At 62.5% G+C, this 15,385-nt stretch carries 11 protein-coding genes; 3 read left to right on the top strand and 8 right to left on the bottom strand.

What is annotated here, in order from left to right; all coding sequences use genetic code 11:
- The first annotated feature begins 33 nt into the window (after positions 1-33).
- A complete protein-coding gene (locus ACTG20_RS16730) occupies positions 34-798 on the top strand; it encodes a DODA-type extradiol aromatic ring-opening family dioxygenase (RefSeq protein WP_194496468.1) in 765 nt (254 codons plus the stop codon).
- A 72-nt stretch (positions 799-870) separates the two neighbouring features.
- On the opposite strand, the gene ACTG20_RS16725 is transcribed toward ACTG20_RS16730, so the two are convergent.
- From ACTG20_RS16725 to ACTG20_RS16715, 3 genes are all read right to left on the bottom strand, one after another.
- Entirely contained in the window at positions 871-4,623 is a 3,753-nt protein-coding gene (locus ACTG20_RS16725; protein WP_194496467.1) for an AAA family ATPase, read from the bottom strand.
- A complete protein-coding gene (locus tag ACTG20_RS16720; protein WP_194496466.1) occupies positions 4,620-5,846 on the bottom strand; it encodes an exonuclease SbcCD subunit D C-terminal domain-containing protein in 1,227 nt (408 codons plus the stop codon). Before ACTG20_RS16720 ends, ACTG20_RS16725 begins: the two co-directional genes overlap by 4 nt.
- A 103-nt stretch (positions 5,847-5,949) precedes the next feature.
- Positions 5,950-6,378, bottom strand: a complete 429-nt coding sequence (locus ACTG20_RS16715) for a GNAT family N-acetyltransferase (RefSeq protein WP_005338252.1) — start codon at positions 6,376-6,378, stop codon at positions 5,950-5,952.
- Positions 6,379-6,555: 177 nt separating this feature from the next.
- On the opposite strand from ACTG20_RS16715, the gene rdgC reads away from it, so the two are divergent.
- On the top strand, positions 6,556-7,467 hold the full coding sequence (gene rdgC, locus ACTG20_RS16710; RefSeq protein ID WP_005347467.1) for a recombination-associated protein RdgC: 912 nt from the start codon (positions 6,556-6,558) through the stop codon (positions 7,465-7,467).
- 191 nt (positions 7,468-7,658) lie between these two features.
- Positions 7,659-9,440: a gamma-glutamyltransferase gene (ggt, locus tag ACTG20_RS16705; RefSeq protein ID WP_194496465.1), complete on the top strand. Its 1,782-nt coding sequence runs from the start codon at positions 7,659-7,661 to the stop codon at positions 9,438-9,440.
- A gap of 144 nt (positions 9,441-9,584) precedes the next feature.
- Here the strand turns inward: ggt and ACTG20_RS16700 are convergent, their stop codons facing one another.
- From ACTG20_RS16700 to ACTG20_RS16680, 5 genes are all read right to left on the bottom strand, one after another.
- Positions 9,585-10,055: an FKBP-type peptidyl-prolyl cis-trans isomerase gene (locus ACTG20_RS16700; RefSeq protein WP_005338245.1), complete on the bottom strand. Its 471-nt coding sequence runs from the start codon at positions 10,053-10,055 to the stop codon at positions 9,585-9,587.
- A gap of 174 nt (positions 10,056-10,229) precedes the next feature.
- Positions 10,230-11,378 (bottom strand): sodium:phosphate symporter, encoded by a 1,149-nt coding sequence (locus ACTG20_RS16695; protein ID WP_005338243.1) that lies wholly within the window; start codon positions 11,376-11,378, stop codon positions 10,230-10,232.
- Between the two features lie 307 nt (positions 11,379-11,685).
- Positions 11,686-13,032, bottom strand: coding sequence for an APC family permease (locus tag ACTG20_RS16690; RefSeq protein ID WP_021230506.1), 1,347 nt, complete (start codon positions 13,030-13,032; stop codon positions 11,686-11,688).
- Positions 13,032-13,298: a hypothetical protein gene (locus ACTG20_RS16685; protein WP_021230505.1), complete on the bottom strand. Its 267-nt coding sequence runs from the start codon at positions 13,296-13,298 to the stop codon at positions 13,032-13,034. Before ACTG20_RS16685 ends, ACTG20_RS16690 begins: the two co-directional genes overlap by 1 nt.
- A 538-nt stretch (positions 13,299-13,836) precedes the next feature.
- Positions 13,837-15,186, bottom strand: coding sequence for an APC family permease (locus ACTG20_RS16680; protein WP_005359067.1), 1,350 nt, complete (start codon positions 15,184-15,186; stop codon positions 13,837-13,839).
- Positions 15,187-15,385: the final 199 nt, after the last annotated feature.

The raw sequence follows: 15,385 nt of genomic DNA, 5'->3' as shown, positions 1-15,385 counted from the left end.
ATCGCCCCCTGATACTTTGTTGGAGTCCGCTTTATGTCCCTCGCCCCTGTCTGGTTTATCTCTCACGGCGCACCGGATCTGGTGCTGCGTGAGCAACCCGCCACCCGCTTTCTGCGAACCCTGCGTCTGGGTGAGCTCAAGGGGCTGGTGGTCATCTCCGCCCACTGGTTCAGCCGCGAGCTGCAGATCAACGTCGAGCCCAAACCGGAGCTGATGTACGACTTTTACGGCTTTCCCGAGCCCCTCTACCGGATGCGCTGGCCTGCCAGCAGCCCCGAGTGGCTGCAACAAGGGGTGAGCGACCAGCTGGCACTGGCCGGACTGACCGCCACCCCGATGCGGCGCGAGCTGGATCACGGAGTCTGGTCGCCGCTCTCCCTGATCGACCCAAACAGCGAGATCCCGCTGGTGCAGATCTCCATTCCCGCGAGCTTCACCCCGGCCCAGTTGTGGCAACTGGGAGAGGTATTGGGGGCGCTGCGCAGTCAGGGGATTGGTATCCTCGCCTCCGGTGCCATCACCCATAATCTGCGGGCGCTGGCACCGGAAGGCTCGCCAGTGCCAGAGTGGGCCAGCCAGTTTGTCGACTGGCTGGAGCAGAAGATGGCCGACGAGGATCGGCTGGCGCTGCTCGACTATCGCCAGCAGGCTCCAGGCGCGGTGGAGTCTCATCCCCACGACGACCATCTGCGCCCGCTCTTTGTGGCGTTGGGGGCAGCCGATGGTGCGGCGCCCACCCGGCTGCACGAGAGCTGGGATGGCGGCAGCCTCTATATGGGCGCCTACCGCTTCGGCTGATAGCCTCTCAACAAGACCCCGCCAATTGGCGGGGTCTTGTTATTTACGGTGTGGGGGGTGAGCCGAAGGCTCTCAGGGAACCACTACCCGGCTCTCGCCGCCGCCGAGAGCTTCGACCCTGATCTGCACGCCAATCCGCTCTACAAGCGTCTGAACGTGGGAGATGACCCCGATCTGGCGACCGGCGGCTTGGAGGGAGTCGAGGCTGGCGAGCGCCAGATCCAGACTGTCCGGATCCAGGGTGCCAAACCCTTCGTCAATAAACAGCGACTCGACCTGGGTCTGCCGTGACGAGAGGCTGGAGAGGGCCAGCGCCAGCGCCAGCGACACCAGAAAACTCTCGCCACCGGAGAGGGAGTCCACCGAGCGCACCTCATCCCCCATGTCGAGATCCACCACTTGCAGCGCCAGATCGGTGCCGGGTACCCGCTCCAGCCGGTAGCGCGGTGATAGCTCGGCGAGCTGGGCGTTGGCCTCCAGCAGCAGACGCTCGAGGGTGAGGCTCTGGGCGAAGGTGCGGAACTTGGCGCCGTTGGCCTGCCCGATCAGATCGCACAGCTGCTGCCAGTGGTCGGCCACCGCCTGCTGGGCGGCCAGCTCCTGTTGCAGGCTGCCCGCCTTGAGCGCTGCGGCTTCGGCCTGTGCAAGCTTGCTCTTGCACTCGAACTGCTGCTCTTCAAGGGCGCGACAGCGGGCATCGAGTGCCGCCAGTTGATCGCTCAGCTCTGCATCCGGCAGGGCGGCCAGCTCGGGGTGGTGCTCGCGATAGCGATCCCGCTTGCTCTCCTCCAGTGCCAGCGCCCGTTGCCGCTCGGCAAGGCGGGTGCGCGCCTCGCCAAGGGCATCTTCCAACCCTTGCAGGGCAGAGCGGCGAGCCTTGAGTTCATCGGGGCTGATGGCGAGCAGGCGGCGAAGGTCGTATTCGGCGATGCCGAGGGTACTGGCGTGGGCGGCCCAGCGGCCTAGCACCTCCCGCTTGCGGCGGCTGCTGGTCTGCTTTTCCTGCTCCACATGGGTGAGGCGGGTTTTGAGCTCGGTCTGCCGCTCCCGCAGAGCGCGGGCGCCGCTTTGCATCAGCTCCAGTTCGCTGGCGAGTTGTTGCAGACGCTGTTGCCAGCGGCTCTCGACCAGCGGGATCTCCTCGCCACCGAGACAACCGCTGCGGCTGGTGAGCAGCCCCTGCCGCTGCTGTTCGTGCTCCTTGTAGTCCCGCTCCAGTTTGTGCAGCAGCTCGCGCTGGGTCTGCAGGCGCGCCTCCTGTGCGCTCAGGGCCGGGGTGAGGCTTGCGATCTCGCTGGCCAGCCGCTCCCACTCGCTCTGGCCGTGCAGCCAGGCTTCGCAGGCTCGCTGCCACTCGTGCCACTGCTGGCTGCCGAGCCACTGGCGCCACGGTTGGCCGCCCATCTGCTCATCGAGGCGGTGGGCGCCTTGTTCCAGACGCTGGCGCAGGGTCGCCTCCTGCTCGCCCATCCCCTTCACTTCCCCTTCCAGTGCGATGCGCTGGCGGTCGGCCTCTTGCCACTGCTGGTCAAACTGCTGGTGCTGGGCAGCCAGTTGGCTCAGTTGTTGACGCACCCCTTGCAGCTGTTGTTGGCCAAGCTGGGCCTGACGCAGCTGCTGCTGGCTCTGGGCCAACCCCTGCTCCAGCGCCTGGCCACGGCCAAGCAGTGTGCTCATCAGCTCGTTCCACTCAATGGGGCTTTGGCGCAGCGGCAGCGGATGGCCGAGCAGGGTATCGCCCCCCAGCTGTTGCCAGCGCAGGGTCAGCTGCTCGGCGCGGGTTTCCAGCTCTGGCAGGTGCTGCTGGCGTACCGCCAGCTGGCGGGCCAGCTCCTGACGCTCGCTCTCGCACTGAATGTACTGATGGTTGAGCCGTTCCCACTCCAGTTCCAGACTGCGGGCCCGCTCCGCCAGCTGACCCAGGATCCCCGCTACCTGCGGCTGGCTCTGGCTGTAGGGGTGCTCCCCGGAACCGCACAGCGGGCAAGGTTCGCCATCGCTCAGGATATGACGATACTGCTCGAAGCTGGCGATGGCACGGGACTGCTCCAGCGCGTGGCGCGCCTCATCCCGCTGCAGGGCGAGCCGCTCGCGGGCGGGGGCCAGCTCTTCGCCGAGGGTGGCGAGCTTACCCAGCGCCTGCTCCAGCTGGGCAATCTCCTGCTGCAGGCGGGTATGCTGCTCGCCGTGGTTGCGGCCGTAATCGGCCAGCTCCAGCAACTGGCGCAGCTGACCCAGCTGTTCGGTTTGCTGCTGCCACTGCTCCTGCGCCTTGGCGAGGCGGCTCTCCCACTGTTGCTCCTGCAGCTCGTTCTGTTGCTGTTGCAGCCGGTCTTGTTCATGTTGCCAGTAGTCGCGCTCTTGCTGGCCTTGCTCTAGCTGGCGCTGTAACTGTTGCAGCGCGCGCAGCTTGTGATCCCGCAGGGTGAGCAGCTGTTGCAGCTTGTCGGCATCCCCGGCCCAATCCTGCATGGCGGTGAGCAGGGGCTGCCACTGACGGGCCACCGGTGCCAGCTCCTTGTGCTCTTCGAGCCAAAGGCCCCACTGCTGGTGCTGCTGCTTGAGCAGCTCCACCTGTCGGCTCTGCTCGCGCCAGCCCTGCTCCAGCGTGAGTTGCACTTCTCGCTCCTGTGCCCCCTCCTGCTGGATCTTCTGCAACTGCTGCACTTTCTCCCTGATGCGGGTATCGAGCTCTTGTGCCCGCTTGAGTTCGGGTTGCAGGGCGCCCCATTCCCGCTCGGCGGCGATCTTCTCCGCCTGCAACTGCTGCTCGGTCAGCGCGCTCTGCTGGGTCTGCTCCTCGAGTTTGGCCAGCTCCGGCCCCAGCTCGGCGATCACCTTCTCCTGCTGCTGCACCTCAAGGGTGAGGCGGGCCAGCTCGTCGTGATCGGCGCGGGCTACTTGGGCCTGTTCGGCACGGGCAAACTCCTCGCGCTCGGGGGCCGCGGCGCCGTGGGCCTGCAGGGCGGCATCGAGCGCCGCCTGTCCCTCGGCGCAGCCCTGCAGCTGGGCGGCAATGCGGCTGTTGAGATCGCGCAAGTCCTGCATCAGCTGCTGTTGTTGCTGTTCATGCTTGAGGGTGGTGGAGAGGCTCACCTGCTGGTTCACCCACTGTTCGCGGGTCGCTTCGTCCATCAACGCCACGTCGCCGAGGCGCTGGGCAATAGTGGCCAGCTTCTGCTGCTCTTCCCGCGCCCGTTCATAGGTCTGGATGGAGATGGCGGAGTAGAGTTCGGTGCCGGTCATCCGTTCGAGCAGGGCGGAGCGCTCGTTGGCATCCGATTTGAGGAAGGCGGCAAATTCCCCCTGCGGCAGGATCACCGCGCGGCGGAACTGCTCCCAGGAGAGACCCACCAGCTCGTCGATGCGATCCTGCAGCTCCCGCTTGCTGCCGGAGAAAACCTGCCCTGACTCCACATCGGTCAGGGTTCGCTCCTGCGCCTGAAAACGCCCCTCCGAGCGGTTTCGCGCCCGGCGCACCGCCCAGCGGGCCAGCCAAATGCGGCCATCGCAGCCACGAAACTGCACCTCGGCAAAGCCGCTGGCGTGGCCGCGACTGAGGATGCCACGCACGTCGTTGGCCTTGAGCTTCTCTTCGTCATCCATGCGGCCCACTTCGGCCACGTTCTTGCGATTGGCAATAAAGCGCGGCATCTCGTCGTAGAGGGCCAGACAAATGGCGTCGAGCAATGTGCTCTTGCCCGCGCCAGTGTTGCCGGTGATGGCAAACAGACCGGCGGCGCCGAGCGCCCCCCTGGTAAAGTCGATGGTGAAGGGGCCGGTCAGACTGGCCAGATTCTCACCTGACAGAGACAAGATTTTCATTGGTTTGACTCCTTCACCTGCTCCAGGATCTCTTCAAACGAGGCAACCAGCCCAGCCTCGGGCTCCCCTTCAAACTGGCGCTGATAGCAGAGGCGAAACACCTCGGTGGGGGAGAGCTCATCGAGCCTGCGCCGCTCGCAACCATCGGCCAGCCCTTCGCCCGAGCCCTGATACTGGGTGCTGATGCGGGCCAGACGCACCGATTTGTCTGCGATGGCGGCCAGAATGCGTTCGCGGATGCGGGCCTCGGGCTTGGGCAGCAGCAGTCGCACTTCGAGGAAAGGTTGTGCCTCTTGTGGACAGGCAACCAGCTCGAGCGATGCGATGGCGTTCAGCGCGTCGTCGAGGGTGCTCTGGGGCAGGCGGATCATCTCCACCGCGCGGGGCACCGGGATCCGCTCCAGCCCAGCCAGTTTCCCCTCCGCAAAGGTCACTTCCAGCACCTGATGGTTGTAGTTCGCTTCGGCAAGCGAGAGCGGCAGCGGCGAGCCGCTGTAGTGCACTCCCTCGGCCGGGCTCTGGGCCAGATGGAGGTGACCGAGCGCCGTGTAGTCAGCACCGGCAAAGAGTTCGGCGGGCAGGGCGTGCTGGTTGCCGCCGAGCACCCGCCGCTCCGACAGCTCCGAGAGCTGGCCCGCCGCCAGATAGGCGTGGCCCATGGCAATCAGTGGCAGCGCCTCCCCGCAGCGAGCGCGCCCTTCGGCCAGCACCTCGGCGTAGACCTGTCGAACCCCTTCGATCAGCCTGTCCTGCCCTTCTGCCAACTGCTCCACCCGCAGATCGCTGCTGCGCAGGAACGGCACGGCGGCGCACCAGGCGGCGATCTTGCCCTCCCGGTCTTGCAGCGGTACCAGCAGACGGTCGGTCTCGAGCTTGCCCTCACTGTCGCGGCTGATGTTGCCCACCAGATGCAGATCAAAGGCACGCAGCAGCTCGTGGGGGGCATCGAGCTTGGAGGGGGAGTCGTGGTTGCCGCCGATCAGCACCATGTTGAGGCGGGGCATCTCGGCGCGCAGCCGCGCCAGAAAACGGTAGAGCTGTTGCCAGGCGCTGGCGGGGGGATTGGCGGTATCAAACAGATCGCCCGCCACCAGCAGGGCGTCGATCTCGCGCGCTTTGAGGGTGTCACTCAGCCAGTCGAGAAAGGCATCGTGTTCAAAACGGCGGTCATGGCCATGAAGTTGATGGCCAAGGTGCCAGTCGGCGGTATGGAGGATTTTCATTGGAAAGCAGCCCGGTTGCAGGGACGGTGCCTGGGGCACCCGATGAGGACAAGATGAGGATGCCCCGTGCTTTTTTCAAGTAAAACAGGGGGCTGGCATCGATTCAGGCAGGTTCGCAGCACATCCGGTATTGGGGGTGGCCGGTAAGGGGATCGGACTCCTCGGCCTCGATGACGAAGCCGTGGCGGCGATAGAAACGCACCGCCTGATCGTTCTCGACAAAGACCCGGGCGTGGAGTGACGCCCCCTGACGCTTGGCCTCCTGCAGCAGGGCGTGGCCGACGCCGCGGCCCTGACGGTCGGGGCGTACGAACAGGGCGGCGAGATAGTTGTCCACCAGTGCCATGAAACCGAGCAGATCGCCGCGCTCCTCGAACACCCAGATGGCGGCGCGATCGAGATAGCGGGTACGCAGATCCTCTTGGGCCTGCCACCAGCAGGAGGCATCGACGAAATCGTGGGCCTGCAGGGAGGCCAGCAACCAGATTTCGACGATCTCTTCCATGTCTTCCGGGCGACTGGGCCGCAACATACCTTCATCCTTATTAACAATTTACTTTCGCAGTCTAGGAGAACTTGATGAACAAACTGGTGACATAAATGAGACCCTGTGAGGTCGATCGCCCTTTATTTAGCGAGAATGATTGGCTGATCACAAAGCGCCTCTCTAGTACAATGCCCGCCGGACAATCTAGAGACCGAGGACGCCATGTGGTTTAAAAACCTGCAGATTTATCGCTTTACCCGCCCCTTTGACCTGACCGTTGATCAGCTGGAAACCCAGCTGGAAGCCTGTGCCTTCACCCCTTGCGGCAGTCAGGACATCTCCCGTTTCGGGTGGGTCAAGCCCCTTGGCAAATTCGGCTCAACCCTGACCCACTCAGCCTCCGGCCACATCCTCATCTGCGCCCGCAAAGAGGAGAAGATGCTGCCCGGTACCGTGGTCAAGGAGATGCTGGCCGAGAAGGTAGAGGCGATCGAGTTCGAACAGGGACGCGCCCTCAAGAAAAAAGAGAAGGAAGCGCTGAAAGAGGAGATCCTCCACACCCTGCTGCCCCGTGCCTTCAGTCGTACCAGCCAGACCTTCGCCTGGATCAATCCGGCCGACAATTTGATGGTGGTGGACGCAGGTTCTGCCAAGAAGGCGGACGACCTGCTGGCACTGTTGCGCAAATCCATCGGCTCCCTGCCGGTGGTGCCGGTGGCCCTCAAGAACCCGCCCGAGATCACCATGACCGAGTGGTTGAACGAGGGCAACCTGCCCGCCTCCTTCACTCTGGAAGATGAAGCCGAGCTGCGCAGTGCCATGGAGCACGGCGGTATTATCCGCTGCAAGCAGCAGGATCTGATGACGGATGAAATCAAGAACCACCTGGCCAATGACAAGCTGGTGACCAAGCTGGCCCTCAACTGGGGCGAGACCGTCAGCTTCGTGCTGGGGGATGATCTCTCCATCAAGCGTCTGAAATTCAGCGAAGAGCTGCGCGAGCAGAACGACGACGTCACCAGCGAAGATCCTGCCGCCCGTCTGGATGCCGACTTCGCGCTGGTCACCGCTGAGCTGTCCCAGTTTATCCCGGCGCTGTTTGCCGCCCTGGGTGGCGAAGAGCAGTCCATCTAACCGGACTTGCGCCTGTTTGGCCTCTGCCATCCCATCGTAAAAGCCGCCTTCGGGCGGTTTTTTTATGTCTGTTACGGATAGCCATTATTGATAGATGAGTAAGATATTGATCTTGTTCAATAACTTGAGCTATCAGCGCCAATCGTGACATAGTCCCTCTTTATGGTCATAAAACAGACAAGGAGAGTGTCATGTTGCGCAAACCTCTGGGGCTGGCTGTCGCCCTTGCCCTGCTGGCCGGTTGTGCCAGTGACAACGGTTTTCACTACACCCCGCCAGCCCAGACCCTGATCGCACCCGAAGCCGCCAGTGGCTGGACCGACAAACAGGGCTGGCAGGGCCATGACTTCATGGTGGCTGCCGCCAACCCGCTGGCGGTGGATGCGGGTTACCAAATCATCAAGGCCGGTGGCAGTGCCGTCGATGCCGCCATTGCGGTGCAGCTGGTGCTGACGCTGGTGGAGCCGCAATCTTCCGGGATCGGTGGCGGGACGCTGCTGCTGGTGTGGGATGGCCGCAAGGTGAGTGCGGTGGATGGCCGCGAGACGGCGCCGGCTGCCGCCACCGACCAGCTGTTTATGCAAGATGGCAAGCCGCTGGCGTTTTATGACGGGGTGGTCGGGGGCCGCTCGGTCGGCGTTCCCGGCACCCTGCGCGCTCTGGCACTGGCCCATCAACGTTATGGCAAGCTACCCTGGGCTGCGCTGTTCGAGCCCGCCATCACGCTGGCAGAACAAGGATTTGTGATAAGTCCTCGCTTGGCCACCTTGCTGGCCAAGGATCCCTATCTGGCACGGGATCTGGAGGCGCGAGCCTATTTCTATCAGACGGATGGCAGCCCCAAAACGGCGGGTACCCGGCTGACCAATCCGGCGCTGGCCAAGGTGCTGCGCACTCTGGCAACGGAGGGGGCGGATGCCTTCTATCGGGGGCCGCTGGCGGATGCCATGGTGGCCAAGGTACGCCAACATCCCACCAATCCCGGGGTACTGGCGGCCACCGATCTGGCCAGCTATCAGGCCAAAGTGCGGGATGGCCTCTGCTTTGACTATCGCCAGAGCAAGATCTGCGGCTTTCCCACTCCCTCGTCCGGCACCCTGGCGCTAGGCCAGATCTTCGGCATGCTGGAGAGCCGCGATATGGCAGCCCTCAAGCCGATCACCACGAAGGAGGGGGGACTGGCTGCCTCCAGCGAGGCTATCCATCTCTACAGTGAAGCGGCGCGTCTGGCCTTCGCCGATCGCAACCAGTACGTCGCCGACAGCGATTTTGTCAGCGTGCCGGTGCAGGGGCTGCTGGACAAGGGCTATCTGGCCGAGCGCGGCAAGCTTGTCGGTCAGCACTCCATGGGGATTGCCAAGCCCGGTACGCCGCCACTGGCGCTGGCGCGGGGCAAGGATGCGACTCCGGAACTCCCCTCTACCAGCCATGTCTCGATTGTCGACAAGGCGGGGATGGCCATCTCCATGACCAGCTCCATCGAGGATGGTTTCGGATCGCGTCAGATGGTCAACGGCTACTTGCTCAACAACCAGCTCACCGATTTCTCCTTCACCTCGGTAGATGCCGCCGGTCTGCCAGTGGCAAACCGGGTGGAGCCGGGCAAGCGGCCCCGCTCCTCCATGTCACCCCTGCTGGTGTTTGACAAGCCAAGCGGCGAGCTGACCATGACCCTGGGCTCGCCGGGGGGCTCCGCCATCATCAACTACGTGGGTAAGACCCTGCTCGGCACCCAGGATTGGGGTCTGAACCTGCAACAGGCCATCAACCTGCCCAACTTTGGCAGCCGCAACGGCCCCACCGAGCTGGAAGCGGGACGCACCCCCATGTCGGTGGTCGAGGGATTGAAGGCGAGGGGACATGAGGTGGTACTGAATGAGCAGACCTCCGGCCTGCAAGGGGTTGAGCGCAACGCTGGCGGCTGGTTTGGCGCAGCTGATCCGCGCCGGGAAGGGATCGCCAAGGGGGAGTGAGGTTCCCATAGCAACAAGGCCAGCATGATGCTGGCCTTGTTGCTGATGATGCATGGCAGAGCGAGTTACTGGATACCCAGCAGCTCTACGTCAAAGATCAGGACGGATCTCAGTGGGATATTGCCACTGGAGCATCCTGCGTGGTTACTGGATACCCAACAGTTCCACGTCGAAGATCAGGACTGATCCCGGCGGGATTTTGCCAGCGGCACGGTCGCCGTAGGCGAGGTTGGCAGGGATGTAGAAACGGGTCTTCTCACCTTCCACCATCAGCTGCACCCCTTCGGTCCAGCCTGCAATCACCTGATTGAGGCCAAACTCGATGGGCTCGCCACGGGCGACCGAGCTGTCAAAGACGGTGCCGTCCAGCAGCTTGCCCTCGTAATGCACCTTCACCTTGCTGGTGGCGGTGGGGTGAACGGTGCCGGTGCCCGGGGTCAGCACTTCGTACTGCAGGCCGGAGGCGGTGGTAGTCACCAGCGGTTTGTCCTTGTTGCTGGCGAGGAACTCGGCGCCAATCCGCACGTTGTCGGCCGCCAGCTTCTTGTTGTTGCTGCTGGAGTAGAAGTAGTAGGCCACACCGGCGATGAGCAGCGCGATCAGTATGAATTTCATCGGTTTTTCCTGTTCCATGAAATGTAAAAAGTGCAATGAGGGCGCCATCTTATCGCGCACCGCCCCTGATGGCGAGCCACAGGGTGGGAGGATGTGAGCGGGCAGGCAAAGCTCGGAGACGCAGACGCAAAAAGGGGCGAGTCGGTGACTCGCCCCTTGTCATGGCGGCAGCGCTTACTTGGCGGCCACCATCATCAGGGCGGGCAGGGCGAAGAAGAGACCCGTCACATAACCCAGAGCCAGCAGTTTGTTCTCGCTGCCTACCCGGGCCAGCCCCTCGGCGGCGCGCACCGGCAGGTCGCGCAGGAAGGGGATGCCATAGATGATGACCACGGCAAAGAGGTTGAACAGCACGTGGACCAGCGCGATGGTGAGGGCCAGCTGGGCACCGGCTCCGCTGATGGCGGTGGCAGCCAGCAGGGCGGTAATGGTGGTCCCGATATTGGCCCCCAGGGTGAAGGGGTAGAGCTGACGGGTGCTGAACACGCCGCCGCCGGCCAGCGGGATCATCAGGCTGGTGGTGGTGGAGGAGGATTGCACCATGATGGTCACCAGTGCACCGGAGGTGATGCCGGTCAGCGGGCCACGGCCCAGCGCCTTGTGCAGCACCTCTTTGGCACGGCCAACCAGTACCTGTTGCAGCACTTTGCCGAGATAAGTGACGCAGGCGAGGATCAGCAGGATACCGATGATGATGGTCGCGATGGCGGCACCCTTGCCCGGCAGGAAGGCAACGGCGCTGTCAATCAGCTGCTGGGCCGGTGCGGTCAGCGGCTTCATGAAATCCATGCCCTTCATCGACATGTTGGCGGAGCCTACCAGCAGGTTGGCCAGCCACTCGGCGCTGTGTTGCAGCAGACCGAACATCAGCTCCAGCGGCAGGAAGATGAACACCGCCAGCAGGTTGAAAAAGTCGTGCACGGTGGCGGCGGCGAAGGCGCGGCGGAACTCGGCGCGATCCCGCACATGGCCCATGGAGACGATGGTGTTGGTGATGGTGGTGCCGAGGTTGGCACCCATCACCATGGGGATGGCCATGCTGATGGGCAGGCCGCCAGCCACCAGACCAACGATCACCGAGGTGACGGTGCTGGAGGATTGCACCAGCGCGGTAGCGAGAATACCCAGCAGCAGGGCGACAAAGGGGTTGTTGGCAAAGGCGAAGATCTGGGCTGCGCCCTCGGCGCCGCCGGAGAAATCTTTGAAGCCGTGGGAGATGGCGCCCACGGCAACCAGGATCAGGTAGACCAGTACGATGACACTCATCCAGTTGAACAGGGCGCGGGTCGCGGGCGGCTGTGACAAGGAGTGATGGTGTTGCATAAAGCCTCTTGAGACGGTCGTTCCGTCTTGGGTTGTTGATGACCCGCGCATTTAATCAGTGGTTAATGACAGAAATATGACAAGGTGACACTTTTATGATGGTTTTATGACTTGCTTTGGTGGTTTGCTCGTCAATAGATGATGGGGATGGCGAGAAATATGGCTGGTGGCGCCATCCACCCTGTCTGTTCCTTGCCGACCAAGCAAGTGCGGGAGAGTGGCAATAGTCGAACCCCATATTCAGCCCGTCAAATAGCAAGAAGGGGAGCCATGGCTCCCCTTCTGTCTATCCGTTATCCGCAAAGGATCAGGCGTCAGCCGCCTCTTCGTACTGACGGAACGGGATACGGAACACCGCCAGACGCAGGAACAGATAGGTTGCGCCGAGGCCCGCCCAGATCAGGCCCAGCTCCAGCGAGCTCTGCTCCAGGTTGATCCACAGAGCACCGATGGTGGCGGCGCCGAGCAGCGGCATCAACAGGTAGATGACGTGATCCTTGAGGGTCTTGTTGCGCTTCTCGCGCACCCAGAACTGACCGATCACCGACAGGTTGACGAAGCTGAACGCCACCAGTGCGCCGAAGTTGACCAGCGCCAGTGCGGTATCCAGATCAAACGACACGGCGGAGAGGGCCAGACCGCCCACCATCAGCACGTTGATGGCCGGAGTGCGGTATTTCGGGTGGATGTAGCCAAACACCCGCTCCGGGATCATCCGGTCACGCCCCATCACGTAGAGGATGCGCGACACACCGGCGTGAGCCGCCATGCCGGAGGCCAGTACCGCGACCGTGGTGCAGACCAGCACCACGGACTGGAAGAAGGTGCCGCCAACGTAGAGGGCGATCTCCGGCAGTACCGCATCCGGATGCTGGAAGCGGGCGAGGCTCGGGAAGTAGAGCTGCAGGCAGTAAGAGACCACCACGAAGATGATGCCGCCGATAAGGGCAGTCAGCACGATCGCCTTGGGGATCACCTTGCCAGCGTTCGGAGTCTCTTCGGAGAGGGAACTCAGACCGTCAAAGCCCAGGAACGAGAAGCAGAGGATGGTCGCACCGGTAAAGAGCGGTACCAGCTGTGCTGACTCGAAGTGGAACGGACGGCTGCTCATCAGGGTGCCAGCCCCTTCACCGTGGTAGATGCCCCACGCCATCAGGCCGATAAAGAGGGTGATGATGGCCAGCTGGATCACCACGATCAGACCATTGAAGTTGGCGACCAGATTGATGCCACGCAGGTTCAGGAAAGTCATCACGGTCACCAGACCGAAGATGAACACCCAGGGCTCGACGCCCGGGAACATGGCGGTCAGGTAGATCTTGGCCAGCAGAATATTGATCATCGGCATGAACATATAGTCGAGCAGGGATGACCAGCCGACCATGAAACCGACGTAGGGGTTGAACACCTTCTGGGCATAGGTATAGGCAGAGCCCGCAGAGGGGAACTTGCGTACCAGATGGCCGTAGCTGAAAGCGGTGAGCAGGATGCCACCCAGAGCCAGCAGATAGGCGGTGGCGACCCGGCCATCGGTGATGTCACCGACGATGGCGAAGGTGTCGAAGACAGCCATGGGGGTCAGATAGGCCAGACCCATCACAATCACTTGTGTCAGGGTAAGGGTCTTGAGCAGCTTGGCGTTTTGCGATGCCATTACGCTTTCTCCTCAATCAGTGCCGCAGCACGTGCTTGCAACGAGCGCAGGGATACGATGGATTCGCAAGCCTGTACATCAAGGGCGCCGGGGAGGCGCATACCGGGCTGTACCGGCAGGAAAGCATTAAAACGCCCCATTGTTATCCTCTCAACGTCGGGAGATTGTTTGGCAATCTCGAATATCACTTCCGGAAACGTTCCGGCCTCTTGTGGTGGGTTTGTACTGCACTTCAAAAATACAAAAACCGATGTCGCAGTGAACATCGGTCCTTTATTGGCGGCGTATTGTGCATTCGGTCAGCCCCCTTGACAAGCAAAAAAGGGCGGATTAACGCATTTTTTTGCATACACACGGGGCAGGTAAGTGGTCACTCTCCCCCTGCAGCCGTCCCCGAGCCGCTCCCCCTTTTTCGGGGGGGAAGAGAACCCTGTCATGGCGTATGAAAAATCGGCAAATCGGGGCTGCAGGGTGCATAGCGCCTCAACATTGATCCTGATCATATTTGGCGGTGTTCCCCCGGGCTCGAGTCCTGCGAGCTTATCGGCTGGCGGGGGATGGGAGGGGGTGAAGTGGAAAAAGAGTGGTTGCATATCCATTCATATTAATGACTGAGGATAAGAGGCGACGCGGCTCGGGCCATGGCACGGGGAGCAGTCCGGCTGGGTAGTTATTTGAAATCAGTCACACTTCCTGCAGAAACCGCATTTCTGGCAACCCGTGCTGCTGGCCACCAGAGCACCGCAAAAACAACAAGGAGCCCGCAGGCTCCTTGTTCTCTATCGGGGGGAGGGGCGCCAGCGGTTACTGGGCGATCTCCACCTTGTCGGCGGTATGCAGCGGGATGCGGAACACGGTGAGGCGCAGGAACAGGTAGATGGCCCCCAGCGCCGCCCAGATCAGCCCCAGCTCGAAGGAGGAGGGCTCGAGGTTGAGCCACAGTACCCCGATGCAGGCGGCGCCACAGAGCGGCAACAGCAGGTACATCAGGTGATCCTTGAGACACTTGTTGCGGCCAAGCTTCACATAGAAGTGGGCAATCACCGCCAGATTGACGAAGGTGAAGGCCACCAGGGCGCCGAAGTTGATCAGCGCCAGCGCCATCTCCAGATCCAGCGACACCGCAGAGAGGGCCAGCAGGCCGACCAGCAGCACGTTGAACGCCGGGGTTTGCCACTTCGGATGGATGTAGCCGAAGAAGCGGGCAGGCAGGGCGCGATCACGACCCATCACGTAGAGCAGGCGCGATACACCAGCGTGGGAGGCGAGCCCCGAGGCCAGCACCGCTACTGTGGTGCAGACCAGCACCACCGCCTGAAACAGCTTGCCGCCGACATAGAGGGCGATCTCCGGCAGTACCGCATCCGGATGCTGGAAGCGGGAGATGTCCGGGAAGTAGAGCTGCAGGAAGTAGGAGGTGGTGACGAACAGCACACCGCCGATCAGCGCCGTCAGCACAATGGCGCGGGGGATCACCCGATCCGCGTCCGGGGTCTCTTCCGACAGGGTGCTGATGGCATCAAAACCGAGGAACGACAGACAGAGGATGGAGGCCCCCATCAACAGCGGTGACACCTGGATCTGCTCGGAGAAGAAGGGACGGCTGCTGGCCACGGTCCCCAGCCCCTCGCCATTGTGAACGCCCCAGGCGATCAGGCCGATGAAGATGGCGATGATGCTGAACTGCATCACCACGATCAGGCTGTTGAAGTTGGCCACCAGCTTGATGCCGCGCAGGTTGAGGGCGGTCATCACCGCCGCCAGACCGAAAATATAGGTCCAGGGCTCTACGTTCGGGAAGAGGGCTTCCAGATAGATCTTGGCCAGCAGCATGTTGATCATCGGCATGAACATGTAGTCGAGCAGGGAGGTCCAGCCCACCATAAAGCCGACATAGGGGTGAAACACCTTCTGGGCATAGGTATAGGCAGAGCCGGCTGACGGGAACTTGCGCACCAGATGGCCGTAGCTCAGGGCAGTGAACAGCATGCCGATGAGGGCAAACAGGTAGGCAGTCGGCACATGGCCTTCGGTGATCTCGGTAACGATGCCGAAGGTGTCGAACACCGCCATGGGGGTGAGGTACGCCAGTCCCATAACCACGACCTGCCACAGTTTGAGGGTCTTTTTCAGACCAACCTGCTGGGCCGCCATTATGCATGTTCCTCATGCAGTGCCAGAGTGGCACGGTCCATCAACGAAACCGGGAGAGAGGCCCGGGAATCAAGGGCGCCAGGGCGGCGCACACCGGCCATGGCCGGTTGGAAAGCATTGAGATGCCCCATGTTGTTCCTCACTAGACTTGGTGTCGGGAGACTGCTGCCAATCTCGCTATCTTTTCCGGGGGTGATCC

The sequence above is a fragment of the Aeromonas sp. 84A genome, from assembly GCF_051919345.1.
Classification (GTDB): domain Bacteria; phylum Pseudomonadota; class Gammaproteobacteria; order Enterobacterales; family Aeromonadaceae; genus Aeromonas; species Aeromonas veronii.
Note: the sequence above shows the minus strand (reverse complement) of the source record. Positions and strands in the feature narration are given on the sequence as shown.